The sequence below is a fragment of the Sphingomonas sediminicola genome, assembly GCF_049991885.1.
Lineage (GTDB): Bacteria > Pseudomonadota > Alphaproteobacteria > Sphingomonadales > Sphingomonadaceae > Sphingomicrobium > Sphingomicrobium sediminicola.
The window spans coordinates 438,911-458,353 of sequence record NZ_CP178916.1; the positions used below are offsets into that span (position 1 = coordinate 438,911).

At 63.3% G+C, this 19,443-nt stretch carries 23 protein-coding genes and 1 other RNA gene; 14 read left to right on the top strand and 10 right to left on the bottom strand.

Annotated features, from left to right (window positions below; genetic code table 11):
* Nucleotides 1-2 precede the first annotated feature (2 nt).
* Nucleotides 3-311 (top strand): UrcA family protein, encoded by a 309-nt coding sequence (locus ACMC5O_RS02315; protein ID WP_187707872.1) that lies wholly within the window; start codon nucleotides 3-5, stop codon nucleotides 309-311.
* Nucleotides 312-366: 55 nt separating this feature from the next.
* Here the strand turns inward: ACMC5O_RS02315 and ACMC5O_RS02320 are convergent, their stop codons facing one another.
* Both ACMC5O_RS02320 and ACMC5O_RS02325 read right to left on the bottom strand, forming a co-directional pair.
* On the bottom strand, nucleotides 367-1,113 hold the full coding sequence (locus ACMC5O_RS02320; protein WP_426693191.1) for a LytR/AlgR family response regulator transcription factor: 747 nt from the start codon (nucleotides 1,111-1,113) through the stop codon (nucleotides 367-369).
* Nucleotides 1,106-2,332, bottom strand: coding sequence for a sensor histidine kinase (locus tag ACMC5O_RS02325; RefSeq protein ID WP_426693192.1), 1,227 nt, complete (start codon nucleotides 2,330-2,332; stop codon nucleotides 1,106-1,108). Before ACMC5O_RS02325 ends, ACMC5O_RS02320 begins: the two co-directional genes overlap by 8 nt.
* 171 nt (nucleotides 2,333-2,503) lie before the next feature.
* Here ACMC5O_RS02325 and ACMC5O_RS02330 point away from each other — a divergent pair, with 171 nt between their 5' ends.
* Nucleotides 2,504-2,731: a hypothetical protein gene (locus ACMC5O_RS02330; protein ID WP_426693193.1), complete on the top strand. Its 228-nt coding sequence runs from the start codon at nucleotides 2,504-2,506 to the stop codon at nucleotides 2,729-2,731.
* 191 nt (nucleotides 2,732-2,922) lie between these two features.
* Nucleotides 2,923-3,474, top strand: coding sequence for a hypothetical protein (locus ACMC5O_RS02335; protein ID WP_425506878.1), 552 nt, complete (start codon nucleotides 2,923-2,925; stop codon nucleotides 3,472-3,474).
* Here ACMC5O_RS02335 and ACMC5O_RS02340 read toward each other — a convergent pair.
* Genes ACMC5O_RS02340 through ACMC5O_RS02355 form a run of 4 tightly spaced genes read right to left on the bottom strand, consistent with a single transcriptional unit; the run spans nucleotide 3,471 to nucleotide 7,510 of the window.
* Nucleotides 3,471-3,968 (bottom strand): 5' nucleotidase, NT5C type, encoded by a 498-nt coding sequence (locus ACMC5O_RS02340; protein WP_426693194.1) that lies wholly within the window; start codon nucleotides 3,966-3,968, stop codon nucleotides 3,471-3,473. The genes ACMC5O_RS02335 and ACMC5O_RS02340 overlap by 4 nt on opposite strands.
* Complete coding sequence (locus tag ACMC5O_RS02345; protein WP_426693195.1) at nucleotides 3,968-4,342, bottom strand: hypothetical protein; 375 nt, start codon at nucleotides 4,340-4,342, stop codon at nucleotides 3,968-3,970. Before ACMC5O_RS02345 ends, ACMC5O_RS02340 begins: the two co-directional genes overlap by 1 nt.
* Before the next feature lie 25 nt (nucleotides 4,343-4,367).
* A complete protein-coding gene (locus ACMC5O_RS02350) occupies nucleotides 4,368-5,765 on the bottom strand; it encodes a UDP-N-acetylmuramate--L-alanine ligase (RefSeq protein ID WP_187707868.1) in 1,398 nt (465 codons plus the stop codon).
* Nucleotides 5,766-5,791: 26 nt separating this feature from the next.
* Nucleotides 5,792-7,510: an N-acyl-D-amino-acid deacylase family protein gene (locus tag ACMC5O_RS02355; protein WP_426693196.1), complete on the bottom strand. Its 1,719-nt coding sequence runs from the start codon at nucleotides 7,508-7,510 to the stop codon at nucleotides 5,792-5,794.
* Nucleotides 7,511-7,584: 74 nt separating this feature from the next.
* On the opposite strand from ACMC5O_RS02355, the gene ACMC5O_RS02360 reads away from it, so the two are divergent.
* From ACMC5O_RS02360 to ACMC5O_RS02370, 3 genes are all read left to right on the top strand, one after another.
* Entirely contained in the window at nucleotides 7,585-8,013 is a 429-nt protein-coding gene (locus ACMC5O_RS02360) for an LD-carboxypeptidase (protein WP_426693197.1), read from the top strand.
* Complete coding sequence (locus ACMC5O_RS02365; protein ID WP_426693198.1) at nucleotides 7,962-8,387, top strand: hypothetical protein; 426 nt, start codon at nucleotides 7,962-7,964, stop codon at nucleotides 8,385-8,387. The genes ACMC5O_RS02360 and ACMC5O_RS02365 overlap by 52 nt, the downstream gene beginning before the upstream one ends.
* An 82-nt stretch (nucleotides 8,388-8,469) precedes the next feature.
* The gene (locus ACMC5O_RS02370; RefSeq protein WP_187707867.1) at nucleotides 8,470-8,745 is read left to right on the top strand and encodes an SWIB/MDM2 domain-containing protein; all 276 of its coding nucleotides are present in this window, start codon (nucleotides 8,470-8,472) and stop codon (nucleotides 8,743-8,745) included.
* Between the two features lie 195 nt (nucleotides 8,746-8,940).
* On the opposite strand, the gene ACMC5O_RS02375 is transcribed toward ACMC5O_RS02370, so the two are convergent.
* Nucleotides 8,941-9,687, bottom strand: coding sequence for an NUDIX hydrolase (locus tag ACMC5O_RS02375; protein ID WP_187707866.1), 747 nt, complete (start codon nucleotides 9,685-9,687; stop codon nucleotides 8,941-8,943).
* Between the two features lie 87 nt (nucleotides 9,688-9,774).
* Complete coding sequence (locus ACMC5O_RS02380) at nucleotides 9,775-10,053, bottom strand: hypothetical protein (RefSeq protein ID WP_187707865.1); 279 nt, start codon at nucleotides 10,051-10,053, stop codon at nucleotides 9,775-9,777.
* A 61-nt stretch (nucleotides 10,054-10,114) separates the two neighbouring features.
* Here ACMC5O_RS02380 and ssrA point away from each other — a divergent pair.
* The 3 genes from ssrA to ACMC5O_RS02395 all read left to right on the top strand — a co-directional run bounded on the left by ssrA (nucleotide 10,115) and on the right by ACMC5O_RS02395 (nucleotide 13,526).
* Nucleotides 10,115-10,470, top strand: a transfer-messenger RNA (tmRNA) gene (gene ssrA / locus ACMC5O_RS02385).
* A gap of 85 nt (nucleotides 10,471-10,555) precedes the next feature.
* A complete protein-coding gene (locus ACMC5O_RS02390; RefSeq protein WP_426693199.1) occupies nucleotides 10,556-11,413 on the top strand; it encodes a hypothetical protein in 858 nt (285 codons plus the stop codon).
* A 79-nt stretch (nucleotides 11,414-11,492) separates the two neighbouring features.
* Complete coding sequence (locus ACMC5O_RS02395) at nucleotides 11,493-13,526, top strand: amidohydrolase family protein (protein WP_187707863.1); 2,034 nt, start codon at nucleotides 11,493-11,495, stop codon at nucleotides 13,524-13,526.
* On the opposite strand, the gene ACMC5O_RS02400 is transcribed toward ACMC5O_RS02395, so the two are convergent.
* Together ACMC5O_RS02400 and mscL are read right to left on the bottom strand one after the other, a co-directional pair.
* Complete coding sequence (locus ACMC5O_RS02400; RefSeq protein WP_187707862.1) at nucleotides 13,527-13,973, bottom strand: hypothetical protein; 447 nt, start codon at nucleotides 13,971-13,973, stop codon at nucleotides 13,527-13,529.
* A gap of 4 nt (nucleotides 13,974-13,977) precedes the next feature.
* Complete coding sequence (gene mscL / locus ACMC5O_RS02405) at nucleotides 13,978-14,397, bottom strand: large conductance mechanosensitive channel protein MscL (protein ID WP_187707861.1); 420 nt, start codon at nucleotides 14,395-14,397, stop codon at nucleotides 13,978-13,980.
* Nucleotides 14,398-14,538: 141 nt separating this feature from the next.
* On the opposite strand from mscL, the gene ACMC5O_RS02410 reads away from it, so the two are divergent.
* The 5 genes from ACMC5O_RS02410 to ACMC5O_RS02430 all read left to right on the top strand — a co-directional run bounded on the left by ACMC5O_RS02410 (nucleotide 14,539) and on the right by ACMC5O_RS02430 (nucleotide 19,435).
* The gene (locus tag ACMC5O_RS02410) at nucleotides 14,539-15,135 is read left to right on the top strand and encodes a LemA family protein (RefSeq protein ID WP_187707860.1); all 597 of its coding nucleotides are present in this window, start codon (nucleotides 14,539-14,541) and stop codon (nucleotides 15,133-15,135) included.
* A 1-nt stretch (nucleotide 15,136) separates the two neighbouring features.
* Nucleotides 15,137-15,958 (top strand): TPM domain-containing protein, encoded by an 822-nt coding sequence (locus ACMC5O_RS02415; protein WP_426693200.1) that lies wholly within the window; start codon nucleotides 15,137-15,139, stop codon nucleotides 15,956-15,958.
* Nucleotides 15,958-16,632 (top strand): TPM domain-containing protein, encoded by a 675-nt coding sequence (locus ACMC5O_RS02420; protein WP_426693201.1) that lies wholly within the window; start codon nucleotides 15,958-15,960, stop codon nucleotides 16,630-16,632. Before ACMC5O_RS02415 ends, ACMC5O_RS02420 begins: the two co-directional genes overlap by 1 nt.
* A complete protein-coding gene (locus ACMC5O_RS02425) occupies nucleotides 16,629-17,144 on the top strand; it encodes an NUDIX hydrolase (RefSeq protein ID WP_187707859.1) in 516 nt (171 codons plus the stop codon). The genes ACMC5O_RS02420 and ACMC5O_RS02425 overlap by 4 nt, the downstream gene beginning before the upstream one ends.
* 125 nt (nucleotides 17,145-17,269) lie before the next feature.
* Nucleotides 17,270-19,435, top strand: coding sequence for a M3 family metallopeptidase (locus ACMC5O_RS02430; protein WP_246444041.1), 2,166 nt, complete (start codon nucleotides 17,270-17,272; stop codon nucleotides 19,433-19,435).
* Nucleotides 19,436-19,443 lie beyond the last annotated feature (8 nt).

Sequence of the window (19,443 nt, forward strand, 5' to 3'; positions counted from 1 at the left end):
CGATGAGATTTCTAGTCATGGCTGCTGCCGTCGCAGTGTCGAGCATCTTGCTCGTTCCGACGCTCGCCCATGCGCGGCAGGTTGATAGCGTTGAGCAGGTGAGCGCGACGGTGCGCTACAATCCCGCGGACCTGCACACCCAAGAGGGCGCCGAACGTTTCCAAAAGAAGGTGGACGCCGCCATCAAGATCATGTGCTCGCGCGGCCGTCAGAACATGCCGGCGCTGATTTCGGACACCCGTCGCTGCATCGCCGGCGCTCGCCAGACAGCGGAGCAGCAATTGCAGCTGGCACTCGCGGACGCCCAGTGATCGGGCCAATTTCGCCTGGCGGCAGGTTGCAGTGCTGGCCGCCGGGCATTTCGCCTCAACGGCGGGCGATCGTCCTGACCTTGTCGGTGTAGAGCCGGCCAACCGGCTGCTCGACTCCGTCGGACAGGCGCGCAATCCAGCGGCCGGACGGGTTGCGCGTGAAGCCCGCGATGAAGTCCTTGCGCACGATCGCCGAGCGGTGAAGCCGAACGAATAGTTCGGGGTCCAGCCCCTCCTCCAGCGCGTTCATCGAGTGGTGGATCAGCCAGCTCCTGCGCCCAACGTGCAGGCGCATGTAGTCGCGCTCAGCCGAGACACGGTCGACATCGCGCGAGGCGATACGGACGAGACCCGACAAATCGGAAGCCCAAAACTCTTCCAGGTACGGTGAAGTCGAAGCAGGGCGTGCGGGTGCCTTCTCGCGGCGCTGAAGATGGTCGCGGGCGCGCTTTAGCGCCCGCTTCAGCCGTTCCGGCGTGACCGGCTTCATCAGATAATCGACGGCTTCCACCTCGAAGGCCGCGACTGCGAACTGGTCGAAGGCGGTGATGAAGATGACCGCTGCGGAAGGCCGCTTGCTCGCAAGGGCGCGCGCAACGTCGATGCCGTCGAGGCCTGGCATCTCGATATCGAGCAGAAGGACGTCCGGCGACAGGGCCTCTGCCATCCTGACTGCGCCCTCGCCATCGCTGGCCGTGCCGATCAGGTCGACGTCGGGGATCTGCGCAAGGAGAAGCTGCAGCCTTTCGGCTGCAAGCGGTTCGTCGTCAGCAATTAGGAGCCGAAGCGGCTGGTCATCCATCGGCGCGGTCCAACGGCAGTGTCATCAATACACGATAGCCACCGTCGGCCGTTGGGCCAAATTCACATTTCGCAGCCGTACCGAAACGCGCTTCCAGCCGCTGGCAAACGTTCGTCAGGCCTACTCCCGTACCGTCGGGCTTTCCGTTGCGGCCCTTCGTCGAAGCTTCGGCTCCGCTGTTCTGGACTTCGATCGTGAAGCGGCCGGGACCGGCTTCGGCCGCGCGGATGTTCAGCGTCACCTTGTCGCGCGTTCCCGAGACTCCGTACTTGATCACATTCTCCACAAGGGGCTGAAGCAGGAGTCCGGGCACCCGGGCGTTCTTGAGATCGTCGGGAATGTCGATCTCAACCTTCAGGCGGCGCGGGAAACGGACTTTCTCGATTTCGAGATACAGCCGCTGGAGGTCGATCTCCTCGGCCAGCGTCACGTCGGCGGATGGATCGAGCGAAAGGCTGGAGCGAAAGAAGGTCGAGAGCTTGAGGATCATGTTCTCGGCTTCCTCGGGCCGGCCGCCCATGACCAGCGACGACAGCGAATTGAGCGTGTTGAACAGGAAGTGCGGGTTGATCTGATAGCGCAGCGCACGGACTTGCGCGGCTTGCGCGGCGCTTTCCGCTTCGACTGCGCGGCGCTTCGCGTTCAGCGCTTCGGCCTGCGCCTTGGTCGCGAGGTAGAAGGCGCTCCACGCCGCGAAGAAGAACAGCCAAGTGACGGAAACGTCGGCGGCGTATCGGATGCGCTTGTTGGTATCGAGCTCGCCCATGCGCGGCCAGGTGAGGACCAGAGGCTCCTGCGCTCGACGCTCCACCGTCAGGGTTCGGCCCTTTTCGATGATCACGAAGCCTTCGCGCGACTGGTAGCGGAAGACTTCCTTAGGCTCGCGCATCACGTCTTCGATGGCGATAAAGCTGCCCGCCATTCCCCACGAGGCGACGAACGAGGCGAGGCCGGCTACGATCGCTTTCTTCCGAATCCCGGCATTGCCGGCGAGGCTTGCGATCGCGATGTAGATCAGGCCGGTGAGGACGATCCCGATGCTGATCGAGATGAGCTTGTTGAACAGGATCGTCAGCGCGTCGGTGCCCATGAAGGCCCGAGCGGCGACGGTGAGGGCGTAGACGAACCAGAAGCCGAGAATCGACTTCAGGGCGAGCGGCCAGTCGGAGAAGCGGCCCCGCTCGATACGGTCTGCGGGGCTGATGGTGAGTGCGTGCATTTGAAGTGCTTGTAACCTTGTGAAACTCAAGGCCGCAATTGTCGCCTGTCCTTTGGCAGAAGCATGAAACCCGCCGGTCGAAACTGAACGCCAGATTTACGGGGTGAATGCAGGAACGGCGCTCCCCGTTGCTCGTTTATTCCGCGAAACGATTCGCCAAAGGAATTCGCCGTGACCGAAGTGAAGGACGACAGGGACAAGGTGCCGCCGCCAGTAATCTCCGCGCCGCCGGAAAAGGAGCTTGAGGAGAAGCTAAAGAAGGACCCGAGCTGCGAGCAGGCGAAGGCCGATGTCGGCAGCGACGAATCGATGGACGCGTCGGATCCGCCGGCCGCTACCCAGCCGGGCGGGGGCGGAGAGCCTGCCCCCTCGTCGGGATTTCCGGAAAAGGATCGCTGAGTCCGCGACTTATCCCCAATTCAGTTGCACAGAATCAACAGCGGCGCGGGTTTGCGACGAGCCGTGAGTATTTAGCATTGCTGTTAGAGCCGCCCTCTGATTCAATCTGAACGGGGGTGGGATTAGTGGTTAAGCAAACCGCAACTAGTGCGGCCGCATCATCCCGCCGGTGGGACTAAGGAGTCGGGGTGATGATTACGCGGACCAGCCAGCCGGCGAACGGTGCGTTGCTCCTTTCTGAGATGAAGGAGTTCGCGAGCTTCCCGAAGGCGACGCAGCGGTACATTCGCCGTTCGTTGGACGTTGCATACGGTCGTCGTGATGCGATCGAATGCTGGGCCCGCGACGAGGGCGAGGCCGCTTCGATCCGTGCCCAGTCCCGAATCTTCAAGCAGCTCGACCACCTGCGCATGCAGGTTCCGGACGACAGCGGCCTCGACATGATCGAGCCGTTCATGGGCATGCTGATCACGCTTGCCGCATTCGACCTCGGCCAGGATCGCCTGCCGAACTTCGCGGCGTTCCGATTCCTCTACGAGCGCCTGATCGGTGCGTCGGCCCGCCCGTGGCTGCCGGCCGCCTTCTGCGCCGCAGCGGCCCTGCCGCACCTGCACCCGGATCGTCGCCGGACCCTGCTTCAGTCGATCAGCGAGAGCGCTGCCACCGCACCGGGCTGGTCAAACCGCGAGCCGGTGTTCTGGCCGGAGTGGGTCGAGAAGGTGGACCTCCAGGCCGCTGCCTAAGCGTCGGCTTCCACATTCACTGACGGGTAGATCTTCGCCAGCTGGCGAAGCGTGTCTTCCGCATTCTTGTGATGGATGAAGGTGCCGCCGGCGTCCTCCCATAGCTTGCGGTGATTCTCGCGGTCGTCGACCAGCACGTCGCCCGGGTCCATGTGGAGGTGCTTCTGGCGCGCGAGGGTGGTGATGATCGGCACGTCCGGGAAATGCTTCGCGGCCCAGCGTTCCTTCTGAGGAGCAGCCCAGGTTCCTAGCGGGATGCCGGTCAGGATCGTCGGCTTGAGGTGCTTAACGGCCCGGAAGAGACGCTTCGCATCCGGCATCTGCTGGAGGTCCCCGTAAAAGTTGCCGTGCTTGGCCAAGCGCTTCCAGAATTCGCCGCGTCCGTGGCGAGCTTCGAAGGACTTGGGGCTCATCCCGAGCAGAAGCTTGGCCCCGGTGTCGAAGTCGGCAAGCACCCCGTCGCAGTCGAGGAAGAGATGCGGTCGCTTCGTCATCAGAAGCGCCCGGGCTGTAGCTTGACGGGAATCGGTTGGTCGAGCTTATGCCAGCCGCGCTCCCTGATCACGTCATTGCTTTCGCGCGCGCGGCGGCCGCCCCCGAGCGACCAGGTGATGTGATAGGTCAGGCCGTCGGGCCGGTCAGTTGTCCCGTCGACCGCTACGACCATGGCCTCGACACCGCTTTCGTCGTCGGTACGGCCGACGACCTCAGCCTCCACGTCATTCGGCAGACGGTCACGCTCGGCTTCGGATTTCAGCGTGACATGGTGAGCGACGGTCTTTTCGAACTTGGGCGGGAATTGCTGGAGGAGCTTTTCGCGGTCGTCTTCCGCGAGAAGCCATCCGATCACGCTACCGGGCTTTGCCATGCCTGCCCGACGCCGAAGTGGGCGATCAGTTCCGCGCCGCGAGGCGCTCGACGAGCTCCGCAGCGAACTCGCTCAGGCTGTCGTCGCGCGCGCCCATGATGACGATGCGGTCGCCATCGCGGGCCTCGGCGAGCAGGGCTTCGCCGATCGCAGCGCGCTCGGGAATGTGCTCGGCCTTGCCGCCGCGCTCCCGGACCTGCTCTGCAAGCCAGTCCGACCCGCGCGTCCGGTCGACCGAGCCGCCCTGGTAGACGGGATCGGGAAGATAGAGATGGTCGTCCTGTGCGAGGCCGCCGGCGAAGCTTTGCGCCAGCTCCTCACCCATCTTTGTGAGCGGTCCGTATCCGTGCGGCTGGAACATGATCAGCAGGCGCCCGGGCTGCGCGCGCAAGGTTGCGAGCGTGGCGTCGATCTTGTCGGGGTTGTGCGCGAAGTCGTCGATCACGGAGACGCCGACGGCCGATCCAATGGTCTCGAGGCGGCGCTTCAACCCTTCGAAACGCGCTAGGGCCCCTGTCGCGTCTTCCAGCGACACGCCAAGTGCGCGGGTCGCTGCGATCGCGGCCAGTGCATTGGACGCGTTGTGGCGGCCGGGGACGTTGAGATGGACGTCCTGGCTCTCCTCTCCAGCGATGACCGTGAACGTGCTTCCGCCCGGAGTAAGCTCGAGGCTCTTGCCCATGAAGTCGGCGCCGGGACTGTCGAAGCCGTAGCCGACGCGCTTGTCGGTTGGGATGACGTCCGAAAGAGCACGCGCTTCGGGATCGTCGAGGTTCAGGACCGCCTTGCGGGCGCGCAGGAGGAAGGACGCGAATAGGCTTCGCAGCTCGGTCATTTCCTTATGGTCGAGACTAACGTTGGTGAGGATCGCGATCTCGGGCTTGTATAGGGCGATCGAGCCGTCGCTCTCGTCGACTTCGCTGACGAACAGCTCCGGGTCGCCGACTAGCGCGCTGGCGAACGGCGCCGATGGCGTGACGAAATTCCTCATCACCGCGCCATTCATGACCGTCGGCTGGCGGTGCGTGGCATGGAGAATCCAGCCGATCATTCCGGTAACGGTTGACTTGCCGCTGGTGCCGCCGACCGCGACGCTGCGCTGCGCGTCGTTGAGCAGCTTGGCGAGGAATTGCGGGCGGGTGAGATGATCGATTCCGAGCTCGCGGGCGCGGACCACGTCAGGCACCGTTTCCTCGACCGCAGCCGAGGTGATGAGCGTCATGCCCGGCTGGAGGCCTGAGCCATCCTGCGGGAACAGGCCAATCCCGAGCGAGCGAAGGTAAGCGAACTTGTTGGCAACGCGCCCGGCATCGAGCGAGCGGTCGGAACCGGCCACCTTGGCGCCGGTCGCACGGACGATCGAGGCGAGCGGAAGCATGCCGCTGCCGCCGATCCCGCAGAAGAAGATGGTGGAATCAGTCATCGCCGACTGCCCTATTGGGCGGCGGCTTATTTGCAAGCGCCTCCGCCCGGCCAACCGGCCCAGCCCGGCCCGCGAACGAACCGACCCGGCTTGGCTCCGGTGTGCTCGCCGTTCTTCAGGACCTGTGTGCCGTTGATGAAGACGTCGCGGACGCCGGTCGAAAGTTGCTGCGGCTTTTCGAAGGTCGCGTGGTCCTGGATCTTCGCGGGATCGAAGACGACGACGTCGGCATAATAGCCGTCGCGAAGCACTCCGCGGCCCTTGATGCCGAGATTGGTCGCTGGGAACGAGGTCATCCGGCGGATTACGTCCGCGAGGGGTGCGGCCTTTTGGTCTCGCGCATAGGTGCCGAGTGCCCGCGCGAAATTGCCGTAAGCGCGTGGGTGCGTGGAGGACTTCAGGAAGACGCCCTCCGGCGCGGAGGATTCTGCATCCGATCCGAAAGCGACCCAGGGCAGTCCGACCTGCCGCTTCACATTGTCCTCGTTCATCAGGAAGTAGACGGTGCCGACGCGGCTGCCGTCTTCGACGACGAGGTCCATCGCAGTCTCCTCGGGGCTCTTGCCGCGCATCCTCGCGACCTCGCCGAGCGTCTTGCCGGTTAGCGGTTTTAGCTTCGGGTTCTTGAAGGCGATCAGCAGCACCTTGTCCGGGCTGCCGGTACCCAGAAGCAGGTTCTCCCAATCCTTCGAAGGAGTGCGCATTTCCTGGACCAGCTTGGCGCGGATTTCAGGGTCCTTCAGGCGCTTGATCCAATCCTCGAGGCCGCCCGATTGCACCCAGGTCGGCATGGACGCGTCAAGGCCCGTCGCGCCCGCCGTGTAGGTGTACATGTCGGCGGTGATCCGTTGTCCGTTGGCCCGCGCCGCTTCGACGTGCTTGATCACTTCGTCCAGCTTGCCCCAATTCTCCTTGCCCGCCTGCTTGAGGTGGTAGATTTCGGCAGGAGCTCCGGACTCCCTGCTGATGGTGATCAGTTCATCGACCGCCTCAACAAGGCGATCGCCTTCGGAGCGCATGTGGCTGATGTACATGCCGCCGCATTTCCCGGCCTCGGTCGTGATCGCGATGAGTTCCGGAGTCTCCGCATAGCTCGCAGGCGCGTAGATCATGGAGGAGCCGACGCCGAGCGCGCCTTCTTTCATCGCGTCGCGGACGAGCGCGCGCATGCGGTCTAGCTGCTCCGGTGTCGGGTCGACGTCCTTTTCGCCGAGCTCGTGTACGCGGACGGTCGTCGCGCCGATGAAGGATGCGACGTTGGGCGTGATGCCCTTCTTAGTAAGGTAGGTCAGATATTCGCCTAGCGTCGTCCACTTGATCGGATATTTGATGTCGTCCTGCCGCTTGACCGCGAGCTTCTTCATCTCCGGATTGAGCGGGCCCATCGAATTGCCTTCGCCGAAGACTTCGAGGGTGACGCCCTGCGTCGTGTCGGACAGGCCGCGGCCGTCGGCAATCAGGCTCTCGACCGCCCAGCTCAGCATGTTGATGAAGCCGGGAGACACGGCCATGCCCGTTGCGTCGACTGTCTTCTTCGCGGAGCCCGGCGCCTGCGGGCCGACATAGACGATGCGGTCGCCCCGGATGGCGACATCGCCGGTGAATGGCGCGCCGCCCATCCCGTCGTAGATCGTGCCGTTGTCGATCAGCAGGTCATACTGTTCCGGCGCTTGCGCCTGGGCGATGGCGGACGAGGCGAGAAGAGACGCGGTGGCAACGGCGGCGAACATCGAACGCTTGATCATTGAATCCCCCTGCTGAGCAGGCCGTCGAAGCTGCCCCATTGCGCCGCGCTCCGCCATGCTAAATGTAAGGTCCGATGAAGATCGCGATTGTCGCCCCGAGCTGCACACTGTCGCATCAGGCGGCGGACCGGCTTCAGTCTCTCGTTTCGGAACGGGGCGATTGCGAGATCTCAATCCATCCGCAATGCTTCCTGTCCGACGGGCATTTTGCCGGGACCGACGAGCAGCGGCTGTCGGCGCTCCGCGAAGTGATGGCCGATCCGGCGATCGACGCCGTCTGGTTTGCGCGCGGAGGCTATGGGTCGAACCGGATCGCGGAAGCGTCGATGGCGGACTTGCCGGATGCGGCACGGTCGAAGGTCTACCTCGGCTACAGCGATGCGGGATTCCTGCATGCTGGGCTGCACAAGGCAGGGTTGAACGTCGCCTGGGGCCCGATGCCCAGGATCTCATGCGGGAGGGCGGGAAGGCAGCGGTTGCCCGGTCGCTCGACTGGCTGGTGAAAGGCGTTCCGTCCGCACTGGAGCCGGAGCTTCGGCAACCGGCGATGGCGTTCAACTTGACGGTATTGGCGGCGCTGCTTGGTACGGTGCTCGAGCCCGATCTGTCAGGCGTCGATTTGCTCATCGAGGATGTGAGCGAACATCACTATCGCATTGACCGGACGATGTTCCATCTGACCGGCAGCCCGAATGTCCGAAAGGTTGCCCGTCTGAGGCTTGGAAGGGTCGGCGACATCCCGTTCAACGACCCCGATTTCGGGCGCGACGAAGTCTCGATCGTGAAGGAATGGTGCGAGCGTTCCGGAATAACTTATGGTGGACGCGCGGACATCGGTCACGACGTTCTGAACCGGGTCGTTCCGTTCAGGAGATAAGATCCGCGATTTTCCCTCTGAAACGGCATTGCCAAGCGCCCTTCTTTGCGCTCTATCGATAAGAGAACAACAGGAGGGCCGTATGGCATCAAAATCATCGGGGTCGGGCAGGAAAGCAGGCGGCGGACTGGCGAGGCCGGTTCAACCGTCGGCAGAACTCGCTGCAATCACGGGTAGCGATCCGCTTCCGCGCAGCCAGGTTGTCTCGAAGGTGTGGGATCACATTCGCAAGAACAACCTGCAAAACCCGCAGAACAAGAGGGAAATTGTTGCAGACGACAAGCTGCGCAAGGTCTTCGGAAAAGACCGCGTCAGCATGTTCGAGATGAACAAGCACCTCTCGAACCACCTGAAGTAGAAGCGTCGCCGTTAAAGGCGAACAGGGGACTCGCGGGCTTCCGCGGGTCCCCTTTTTATTGGCCGGCCGACGCGACTCGGCGCGTCCTGGAAATGTAACGCACCCGACATGTCCACATTCTGTTCCCCGCAGGGTGCAAAACGGCCGCCAAAAGCGGCGTTGCAATAGGGTTACAGGATCGCCTGAAAGAGCGCGTCAGCCGCGCCAGAGTCCGTCCAGCTTCTCGCGCGTGACGGGATAGCCGATCCCTTCCGGGATGGTGATGAACCGCTCACCATCCACTTCGTCGAGCCACGGGCTGATCGGCTCGATCGGGTGGTCGAGCGCGTCGCAAACAATCTCGTCGAAACTGGTGTGCTGGGCGAGCCGCTCGAGTGTCCTTCGCGTCGGAAAGATGAGCTGAACCTCGCCGGCTTGGTCCCGTTCGAGTACTTCACTTGCGCTTGCCCAATGCGCGCCCGTGCATTCGCTCTCGACCGTATTCGGCAACCAGTCTCCGTCAGGCGCACGAGCGACAAAGAACAACGTGTCGAAGCGCCGCTTGGCGTGGAACCTCGGTACCCATCGGGCGAGCGGCGTCAGTGCATCGAGGTCGAGTTCGATCCCGTGCGGGACCAGCAAGTGCTCCAGCTCATCACCCGCCAGGAGCTGCGCCTGAAGCGACGCCGCGACATCCGGCGAAGGGAGGGGAGCCAAGCCGACCGGGATGGCCGTTTCCTCCAGCGCCTCGCGGACGGCGGCGACCCGTGCGCCTGCATTCGCGCTTCCAATGCGGCTGCCGAGCTGCTCGTCGGCGGCGTCAATCCGGCCGCCGGGGAACACCAAGGCGCCTCCGGCAAACGCCATGTCGACGGCCCGCTCGACCATCAACAGCTCGGGCGCGCCGGAACTGCGTTCGCGGACCAGGATCACGGTCGCTGCAGGGATTGCGTCGTCGCTCATCGCTCGTGCGAGTTAGGCGCTCGTGATGACAAGAAAAAGGCCGCCGCTCGAGCGAGCGACGACCTTATGATTTCCAATACGCGGGGATTACATGCCCTGGACGTCGTCTTCGACCTCGGAAGGGCTCGTCGCATTTTCGGGCGGCTCAGGAGCCACCGCCGTCGCATTGTTCTCGGCATCAAGCTGCTGTTGCTGGTTGCCGAGCGCTTCGAGCTCCGCATTCGCCGCATTGGCCGCCAGATCGTTGAGCGAGTTGGCCTCAATGTTCTGGGCCTCGGACTCGTTCAGCGTATCCGAATCCTTGCTGCCGCATGCGCCGAGTGCCAGCGCGGCGGCTCCAACGAGGAGAAAACCAAGCTTCTTCATCGACTTACCCCCAGGTATAAGCTTTATCGGGCCACGCATAGCAATCACGCAAATGCCATGCAAACTTGTCCTTAAGCCCTCAAATCCCTATCTTGGTACCTGCCGGGGCAACCCGGCTATGTCGGTAGACTGTCGCGTGGAATAAACACTTCGGACCCGGGGGGCAGTACCCCGGCGCCTCCACCACCAGCCGCCAGGCCGAAAATTTTCGGCGGTTGCTGACGGGGGCGAAATAGGATCGACGAGTGCAATAAAGACGCGGTTGCCGATCGGTATGGATGCCACCGCAACGGCTCAATCACACAAGTGCCAACGATAACGAGGCGCTCGCAATTGCTGCTTAACTGAAGTCCTCACGGATAGACGTTAAGTAACGAAAGCGCGGTCGGACCCCACCGGGCAACAGAAGGGGATTCCAGCGGCACGGGAGGCGCCGGGCAACAGAAGCCTCCCACTTTCCTTCATCGCCGGCTGCGCTAGGCTCTCCCGCAAGGGGGACGCCATGCATCAATTCGCCAAGCGTGCTTTCGTCGCGGCCGCGCCGCTGCTGCTTACCGGCTGTCTGTGGGGGCCGGGGAAGTTCACTTCGGACCTAACGTTGAAAAAGGACGGAAATTTCGTCCTCGATTATCGGGGCGAGATCGTCCTCCAGACGCCGCCGGATGCCGAGGCGAAGGTAGAGCCGTGGAAACCGGAAATGGCGAAGTGCTTCGAAGGAATGGAAAACAAGAGCCAAACCCAGGCGGTCATCACGGAGCCTGGTGAGGCGCCCCCAAAGGCGCGCCCCTGTAAAGCATCCGAAGCCGCTGCGCAGAAGGTGGACTACGAGAAGCAGTCCGCCGAACGCGTGAAATCGAAGCGCGAGGAAGCCGAGCAAATGGCCAGGATGTTCGGTCTTCCCGGCTTCGATGAAGAGTCGAACCGCGCGTTCGCGATCAAGCTCGCCAAATATGCCGGCTACAGATCGGTCCAGTATCGCGGGAAGGGCGTCTACGACGTCGACTATCATTTCGACGGGCGGGCGACCCAGGACTTCGTCTTCCCGGCACTTCCCGACAACGATTTCATCATCCCATTCATAGCCATTCGCCGCCGCGCCGATGGGTCCGTGCTGGTCACCGCGCCTGCATTCACGGGAGGAGCAGGACCCCTCGGCGCGCGCGCAGGCGCTGCTGCGGGTGCGATGAAGGAGGGGCCGGTGTCGGAGGCGCAGGGACGCTTCACGATCATCACCAATGGCGAAGTCCTGACCAACAACAGCGAAGACGGAACGGCGCCGCACGCGCTGGGAAAGCAGGTTCACTGGGACGTGGGTTCGGGGTCCAGCAAGATCCCGGAAGCGCTCATTCGCTTGCAGTAACCTGACGTTTGTCGAACGGGCGGTTGCGTGACGCGCTTCGCGCCGCCACGGTGTGCTCCTTCAAAAAAGGGGGCCTTCCGTGCGTCATGTGATCCTCGCCGCTTTGCTCGTCGCGTCTGCGCCAGCCGCACTCGCTGCTCCGACACCAAAGGAACAATTGCTCGTCCCGCCGAAGGATGCTGCGCACTATGTGGTCATGTCGACGGCGGGGAAGCACGGCGACGAATATGCGTGGAAGCTGCCGGACGGGCGCATGGCCTTCCGTCAGTCGATCCTGCTTCGCGGCCTGATTTTCGAGACGGACGAAACCTTCCGCTTCGGCGCGGACAACATGCCGAGCGAGATCGTCATCCGCGGCGTGACTCCGAGCGGCGATGCCGGCGAGACGTTCGCAATCAGCGGAACGCAAGCCAGCTGGACTAGCCCCGTCGACAAAGGCAGCGCGCCCTACAAAAACGGGACCTATTACCTGCCGCAGGGTGGCACGTTCCTGGCTTTCGCCCCGCAGATCGATCGGATTCTCGCTGCAGGGGAGGCGGGTCTGCCGCTCCTGCCATCAGGCAAGGCGACGCTGCAGAAGATCTCGGAACTCGAAATCGATGGTCCGAGCGGCAAGAAGACGGTGCAGCTGCAATTGCTGCGAGGAACGACCCAGACGCCGACGCCGGTGTGGACAGCGGACGGCAAGTTCTTTGCGGCGCTCGTCGGGCTGGCGATCCTGCCCGAGGGCTTCGAAGCCAATATGGACAAGATGCAGACGGCTCAGGACGCGGCGATCGCCGCGCTGGCGCCTGCAACCGCGGCAAAGTTTCTGACTGCCGATGCCAAGCGGCCGGTCCTGTTCAAGAACGTCCAGATCTACGACACGGACAGCGAGAAATTCGTCGCCGGTCAAAACGTCCTGACCTCAGACGGCAAGATCGTCAGCGTTGGAGCCGCGCCTGCCTCATTGCCGGCCGGAACGCGCGTCATCGACGGTACCGGGAAGACGCTCGTCCCGGGCCTATGGGACAGTCACATGCACGTGCCGGACGACTTCACGACGGTCAGCGAATTGGCGCTCGGAGTGACGTCCTGCCGCAACCCCGGTGGCCCGCTGGAGCTTGAGGTGTCGCAGCGCGATCGCCGGGCCAAGGGGACGCTGCTCGCCCCCGAATGCTTCGACTCCGTCATCGTCGACCAGAAGGGTCCGCTTGCAGCGCAGGGGAGCATGGCGGTCGGGAGCCTCGAACAGACGCTCGCGGCGGTTCGCAAGATCCACGACGCGGGCCTCACAGGGGTAAAGTTCTACACGTCGATGAATCCCGCCTGGATCCCGCCGGCCGCAAAGCTTGCGCACGAGCTGGGGCTGCACGTCCACGGTCACATTCCCGCGGGAATGCGCACGCTCGACGCGATCAACGCCGGCTACGACGAGATCACGCACATCTATTTCGCAACGATGCAGGCGATGCCCGACGAGATCGTCGCCAAGTCGAACACCACGGCGCGGATGACCGGACCAGGCCGCTACTTCAAGGACGTCGATCTCGACGCCGAACCGATGAAGACCGTCATCAAGACGATGGCCGAGAAGAAGATCGCGCTCGATCCGACTTTGGTTGTGGTCGAAGGCGTTCTCCTGGCCAACGCCGGACAGGTCCAGCCTGCTTATACGGCCTATGTCGGTACGCTTCCCGCTGCGACGGAGCGGGGCTTCAAGTCCGGTCCAATTCCTTATCCCGAAGGAATGACCCGCGCCGATGCCGAGGCGAGCGTCAAGAAGATGGGCGTGTACGTGAATAAGCTTCGGGCGGCGGGAGCGCCGATCGTCGCGGGCACCGATGGCTTCGGGATGGAGATCGTTCGCGAGCTGGAGCTTTACGTCGATGGCGGGATGACGCCGGGACAGGCACTTGCCACTGCGACCATCAACGCCGCGCGCAACGTGAAGGCGGACAAGCGCACCGGTTCCATCACGGTCGGCAAGGAAGCTGACCTCCTGCTGGTCGACGGGGATCCGTCGAAGCGTATCGGCGACCTTCGCCATGTGGATCAGGTGATGAGCGACGGCGTTCTTATGGACGGCGACGCCCTTCGCTCAGAAGCAGGCTTCAACGGCCGGCCGAAATAGTCAGGCCGCGACGGGTTCGGGCGTTCTGCGCCCGGATTCGCTCAGCGACTGGTCGAGGATCACTCCAGCGACGATGCGCCCCTGGCAGTCGTCGATCACTGCCAGCACCGGCGCCGGGAGCCGGTCGACCGCATCCCGCGTGACCTCGGCGATCAGGCGCAGGCTCTCGGCCTCGCCGTGGTCGGTCGTCCATTGCATCAGCTCGCCGTAGCTGGACGTGTGCGTGCGTCCGTGGAGCTGCAGCATGATCCAGTCGAACAGCATCCGGAGCTCTGTCTCCTGAAGCACGCCGTCCAGCCCCGGACAGGCAGCGACGAGCCTCAGCCGGGCGATGTGCGGGAAGCGGGACCGGAACGCCGCCACGGTCGCCTGCTGCTTCTGCCGCTGTGCGAACAGCGCGATCAGAAATGCAATGAAGACCGCTGCAGCGACCGACAGCCAGAACATATGCCTAGCGCTTCTTCAGCTCGTCCCTGATCTGGGTGAGCAGGTCGACTTCGGTTGGGCCTGCCGCCTCTTCGCCTTTGTGCGTAATCTTGTTCGCGGACCGGATAATAAGGAAGATGATGAACGCCAGGATCAGGAAGTTGATCAGCACGGTGATGAACTGTCCCCAGCCAAGCACCGGCACGCCGGCTTTCTTGAGCGCTGCATAATCCGTCGGCGGTCCGGCGTAATCGGCCGGGATCGGGCCCAGCAAGGTGAAGTAGCTGGAGAAATCGAGGCCGCCGAAGATCTTCCCCACGATCGGCATAATGATGTCGTCGGTCAGGCTGGCGGTGATGGTCGCGAAGGCTGCGCCGATGATGACGGCCACCGCCAGGTCGAGCACGTTGCCGCGTGCGATGAAGTCACGGAATTGTTTCAGCATTATTTCCCCCTTTCGCGTCGCGGGATGGAACCTAGCGCAGTTGCTGCTGATTGAAAGCGCGGGAAGCATACGTGTGTTGCCCTTGTAAAACAGCTTGGGGGACTCTATCTCCGCGCCGTTTCGTTCTTCAGGGGAAACGACATGACCGCACTGCGTCGATTTGGCCTTCTCGCTCCGCTGGCAGCGCTCAGCCTCGCCGGTTGTGGACTCAACAGCGTTCCCACCGCAGAGGAGAACGTGAACGCCAAGTGGGGTGATCTCCAGGCGGATTACCAGCGCAGGTCCGACCTGATTCCCAATCTGGTCGAGACCGTGAAGGGTTACGCTCAGCAAGAGAAAACGGTGCTCGTCGAAGTGACCAACGCTCGCGCGAACGCCGGTCGAGTGCAGCTCAACGCGAGCGATCTGAGCGATCCGGCCAAGGTGCAGGCGTTCAATGACGCGCAGAACCGGCTGACTCAGGCAATTATCCCGCTTCAGCGGCTTCAGGAAGCCTATCCTGACCTCAAGTCCAACGCGAACTTCCTCGCGCTCCAGGACCAGCTGGAGGGCACGGAGAACCGCATCAACGCGTCGCGGCGCGACTATAACGAGGCGGTGCAGGCCTATAACACGCGGATCCGGACCTTCCCGGACGCGATCGGCGCCAAGATCTTCTACGGCGCGAAGCCGAAGGTGCCGTTCCAGGCGGCCGCCGGCGCGGAAAAGGCGCCATCGGTCGACTTCAACGCGAGCTAAGGTGACGCGCTTCCTCGCCGTCATGCTGCTGGCGCTGGTCGCGCTGGCCGCACCCGCTTCGGCGCAGACGTTTCCGCCGTTGACCGGCCGTGTGGTCGATCAAGCTGACCTGCTGCGTCCGGAGCAGGAGATCGACATTTCCAGCAAGTCGGCGGCGCTGGAGGCGCAGACGAAGCGGCAGTTCGTCGTCGCGACGGTCAAGAGCCTCGAGGGATATGAAATCTCGGATTACGCCTACCGGCTCGGCCGCGCATGGGGGATCGGGCAGAAGCAGGAGGATGACGGCGTCATCCTTCTCGTCGCGCCGAACGAGCGGAAAGTCTGGATCACGACCGGCTACGGCGCGGGTGCATTCCTGACGGACGCAATGTCGGGAGTGATCGTTCGCGAGAAGATCATCCCCGAGTTCAAGAAGAACCCGCCGGACTACGGAGCCGGGATCACGGCCGGCGCCGACGCCATCATCCAGCAAATGGAGCTTCCTGCCGACCAGGCGCAGGCAAACATCGCCAAGGCGCAGCAGCAATCCGAGCGCAAGAATGGCGGCCTGCCGATCATTCCGGCGATCGTGATCATGATCGTCTTCTTTTCGATCATCGGCTCCTTGTCGCGCCGATCGGGATCCAAGCGATACCGGACCCAGCGCGGCGGCATTAATCCGTGGATCGTGCTTTGGGGCCTCAATGAACTCAGTCGCGGCTCCCGCGGCGGCGGCTGGGGTGGAGGCGGCGGCTTTGGCGGTGGTGGCTGGGGCGGCGGCGGCGGCGGCTTTTCCGGAGGCGGTGGTGGCTTCGGTGGCGGCGGGGCCGGGGGGAGCTGGTGATGCTTCGGCTAAGCGACGAGGATCACGCAAAGGTCAGCGCCGCGATCGCGGCGGCTGAATCGCACAGCGATGGCGAGATCATCGCAGTCGCGACTCCGATCAGCGATCCGTATCACGACGTCGCCCTGCACTGGGCTGTCCTTGCCCTCATCGCCGTGCTTGCGTGGGCTGCGATCTGCCCGTCGTGCCTCGAATGGTGGCTCAATCTTTTCCTCGGCAGCTGGCGGCCCGAAACGACGATTCGGGAACTGCTGACCTTCCTAATGATCCTCGCCGTGCTGAAGTTCACGGTCGTGCTTCTGATCCTGAAATACATGCCGCTGAGGCTGCTGCTGACGCCGTCGGCCACCAAAGAGCGGCGCGTGCGTAGGCGGGCGATCGCGACCTTCAAGGCCGGCGCGGAGCGGCGGACGGTCGGCCGCACCGGAGTGCTCATCTATCTCTCGATGGCCGAGCGCCGTGCCGAGATCGTTGCCGACGAGGCAATTACCAAAGTGACCACGCCCGAGACCTGGGGCGAGGCGATGGCTGCGCTGCTGGTTGAGGTAAAGGCAGGCCGGCCCGCGGACGGAATCGTCGCGGCCGTGGAGCAAGTGGGCAAAGTCCTCGCCGAGCATTTCCCGCGCTCGTCGACGAACACGAACGAAATTCCCGATAAACTTATCGAGCTATGACGGTCGATCGCGACGCTCCTCTGGAAGTTATGTGGGAGGGCAAGTTCGTCCGCGCATTGAAGCGCGGCCGCTGGGAATATGTCTCGCGCACCGGAAGCGTGAACGCGGTCGTGATCATCGCCGAACATGAGGGCAAGGTCCTCATCATCGACCAGTATCGGGTGCCGGTCGGCAAGCGCTGCCTCGAGCTTCCGGCCGGCCTCGTCGGTGACGAGGATGAGCATGCGACCGTCGAGGGAACGGCGGTCAAGGAGCTGGAGGAAGAGACCGGCTACACTGCGGAGCGGATCGAGCGGCTGGGCGAGTTCCAGTCGTCGCCCGGCATGCTGTCCGAAAGCTTCGCGCTGGTCCGCGCGCACGGCTTGCGGAAAGTCGGGGAGGGGGGCGGCACCGATCACGAGGACATCAATGTCCATCTGGTGGCCCGGGAGGATATCCCCGCCTTTGTCGCGGAGAGGCGGGCCGAAGGCATGGCAATCGACGTCAAGCTGTTGCTTTTCATGAACTTCTAGCCGTTCGGCCTGTCAGTGGCCGTTCACTTGCGGTTCGATACGTGCCGTTCGTCGAAGTGTCGCTTGCCGCGGTTCGGTCCGTCCGCAATGCGCTTGCTCGGGCAAATCCTTTCTTGAGGGGTAATATGAAGATGCTGCTGGCCACCACGGCCATTCTTTCAATGACCGCGATTGGCACGGCTGCGCAGGCTCAGGGAGCCGCAACTCCGGTCGCGGCCGCCGCCACGGCAGTTCCGAACAACATCCTGCTCGCCGACTGGACGGGGCCTTATGACGGCGTTCCGCCCTTCGACAAGGTTACTCCGGCTCTGTTCCCGCAGGCGTTCGAGTTCGCAATCGCCGAGCGCCGCCGTGAGGTGGAGGCGATCGCCAACAATCCGGAAGGGCCGACCTTCGCCAATACGATCGAGGCTTACGAGAAATCCGGCCAGCGCCTCGACCGCGTCGACGCAATATTCGGTGTGATGACCAACAACATGGCGACGCCGGAATATCAGGCGCTCGACAAGGAATGGTCGCCGAAGCTGTCGGCGGCGTCAGACGAGATCACGCTCAACCCGAAGCTCTTCCAGCGTATCAAGTCGCTCTACGACCGGAAGGCGTCACTCGGCCTTGATGCCAAGCAGGATCGCCTGCTGACGCGCATCTACGATAGCTTCGCCCGTCGCGGCGCGAACCTGAACGATGCGCAAAAGCAGCAGCTCTCGGCGATGAACCAGCAACTCGCGCAGCAGTTCGCTACCTTTTCGGAGAAGGTCCTTGCCGACGAAAGCACCTACATCACTGCGACCGAAGCCGAACTGAAAGGCGTTCCGGCCGACGTGAAGGCCTCGCTCGCCGCCGCCGCCAAAGCGCTGGGCAAGCCCGCAGGCACCTTCGCGATCAAGAACATACGCTCGGCGGTCGATCCTGTGCTGACCTTCGCCGACAACCGCGCTCTCCGCGAGAAGGTGTGGCGCGCGTTCGTCAACCGCGGCGACAATGGCGGTGTCAACGACACGAACGAGGTGATCGCGAAGATCGTGAAGCTGCGTGCGGACCGCGCCAAGCTGCTCGGGTTCAAGAACCACGCCGAATGGCGGATGCAGGACACGATGGCCAAGACCCCCGCGCGGGCGATGGACCTGATGAATCGCGTCTGGCCGGCCGCCGTTGCGCGCGTGAAGGAAGAGGTTGCCGACCAGCAGTCACTGGCGAAGAAGCTCGGCCAGAACATCACGATCGAGCCGTGGGACTATCGCTACTTCCAGGAGAAGGTCCGCAAGGAGAAGTATGATCTCTCGCAGGACGAGATCAAACCCTACTTCTCTCTCGACAACATCATCAGCGGCTCATTCTGGGCAGCGGGCGAGCTCTATGGCCTCGATTTCAAGGAAATCACCGGCACCGTACCGACCTGGAAGCAGGACATCCGCGTCTATTCGGTGACCGACCGCGTGACTGGCAAGCAGGTCGGCGTCTTCTACCGCGACGACTTCGCGGCGGAGGGCAAGCGCTCCGGCGCCTGGGCGACGACCTATCGTAGCCGCGCGAGCCTGCTCGGCGACGACATCGTCCTTGGCTCGAACAACAACAATTTCGTGAAGCCGGGGCCGGGCGAGCCGGTGCTTATCAGCGCCGACGATGCCGAGACCCTGTTCCATGAGTTCGGCCACGCGATCCATTACTTTCTGTCGAACGTGAAGTATCCGAGCCTCGGCGGGTCGCAGCGCGACTTCGTGGAATATCCGAGCCAGGTGAACGAGAATTGGCTGATGACGCCGGAGGTGCTCCAGCGCTTCGCCAAGCATTACAAGACCGGTCAGCCGATGCCGCAGGCCCTGGTCGACAAGATCCAGAAGGCGCAGACGTTCAACCAGGGCTTCGCCACGGTCGAATACCTGTCGTCGGCGATCGTCGACATGAAGATGCACATGGACCCGACCGGCGTTGAGGACCCGGACGCGTTCGAGAAGAAGGCGCTGGCCGAGATCGGCATGCCAAAGGAGATCGTGATGCGGCACCGACTGCCGCAGTTCAATCACCTCTTTTCGTCCGACGCCTACTCGGCGGGTTACTATTCCTACCTCTGGTCGGAGACGATGGACGCCGACACCTGGGCGGCGTTCCAGGAGGCAGGAAGCCCGTGGGACAAGAAGGTCGCGGGGAACTTCAAGAAGTACCTGCTGTCGACCGGCAACGAGACCGATCGTGCCGAGGCCTACCGCCAGTTCCGCGGTCGCGATCCGGACGTGAACGCGCTGCTCAAGAAGCGCGGCTTCCCGATAAGCGAGACCGCGACCGGCAAGTAAGCAGCGAG

Excerpts from the sequence above, each read along its gene's own strand:
- ACMC5O_RS02315 (WP_187707872.1), top strand. The coding sequence starts at position 3 with ATGAGATTTCTAGTCATGGCTGCTGCCGTCGCAGTGTCGAGCATCTTG.
- ACMC5O_RS02320 (WP_426693191.1), bottom strand. The coding sequence starts at position 1,113 with ATGGATGACCAGCCGCTTCGGCTCCTAATTGCTGACGACGAACCGCTT.
- ACMC5O_RS02325 (WP_426693192.1), bottom strand. The coding sequence starts at position 2,332 with ATGCACGCACTCACCATCAGCCCCGCAGACCGTATCGAGCGGGGCCGC.
- ACMC5O_RS02335 (WP_425506878.1), top strand. The coding sequence starts at position 2,923 with ATGATTACGCGGACCAGCCAGCCGGCGAACGGTGCGTTGCTCCTTTCT.
- ACMC5O_RS02340 (WP_426693194.1), bottom strand. The coding sequence starts at position 3,968 with ATGACGAAGCGACCGCATCTCTTCCTCGACTGCGACGGGGTGCTTGCC.
- ACMC5O_RS02345 (WP_426693195.1), bottom strand. The coding sequence starts at position 4,342 with ATGGCAAAGCCCGGTAGCGTGATCGGATGGCTTCTCGCGGAAGACGAC.
- ACMC5O_RS02350 (WP_187707868.1), bottom strand. The coding sequence starts at position 5,765 with ATGACTGATTCCACCATCTTCTTCTGCGGGATCGGCGGCAGCGGCATG.
- ACMC5O_RS02355 (WP_426693196.1), bottom strand. The coding sequence starts at position 7,510 with ATGATCAAGCGTTCGATGTTCGCCGCCGTTGCCACCGCGTCTCTTCTC.
- ACMC5O_RS02360 (WP_426693197.1), top strand. The coding sequence starts at position 7,585 with ATGAAGATCGCGATTGTCGCCCCGAGCTGCACACTGTCGCATCAGGCG.
- ACMC5O_RS02365 (WP_426693198.1), top strand. The coding sequence starts at position 7,962 with ATGCGGGAGGGCGGGAAGGCAGCGGTTGCCCGGTCGCTCGACTGGCTG.
- ACMC5O_RS02370 (WP_187707867.1), top strand. The coding sequence starts at position 8,470 with ATGGCATCAAAATCATCGGGGTCGGGCAGGAAAGCAGGCGGCGGACTG.
- ACMC5O_RS02375 (WP_187707866.1), bottom strand. The coding sequence starts at position 9,687 with ATGAGCGACGACGCAATCCCTGCAGCGACCGTGATCCTGGTCCGCGAA.
- ACMC5O_RS02380 (WP_187707865.1), bottom strand. The coding sequence starts at position 10,053 with ATGAAGAAGCTTGGTTTTCTCCTCGTTGGAGCCGCCGCGCTGGCACTC.
- ACMC5O_RS02390 (WP_426693199.1), top strand. The coding sequence starts at position 10,556 with ATGCATCAATTCGCCAAGCGTGCTTTCGTCGCGGCCGCGCCGCTGCTG.
- ACMC5O_RS02400 (WP_187707862.1), bottom strand. The coding sequence starts at position 13,973 with ATGTTCTGGCTGTCGGTCGCTGCAGCGGTCTTCATTGCATTTCTGATC.
- mscL (WP_187707861.1), bottom strand. The coding sequence starts at position 14,397 with ATGCTGAAACAATTCCGTGACTTCATCGCACGCGGCAACGTGCTCGAC.
- ACMC5O_RS02410 (WP_187707860.1), top strand. The coding sequence starts at position 14,539 with ATGACCGCACTGCGTCGATTTGGCCTTCTCGCTCCGCTGGCAGCGCTC.
- ACMC5O_RS02420 (WP_426693201.1), top strand. The coding sequence starts at position 15,958 with ATGCTTCGGCTAAGCGACGAGGATCACGCAAAGGTCAGCGCCGCGATC.
- ACMC5O_RS02425 (WP_187707859.1), top strand. The coding sequence starts at position 16,629 with ATGACGGTCGATCGCGACGCTCCTCTGGAAGTTATGTGGGAGGGCAAG.
- ACMC5O_RS02430 (WP_246444041.1), top strand. The coding sequence starts at position 17,270 with ATGAAGATGCTGCTGGCCACCACGGCCATTCTTTCAATGACCGCGATT.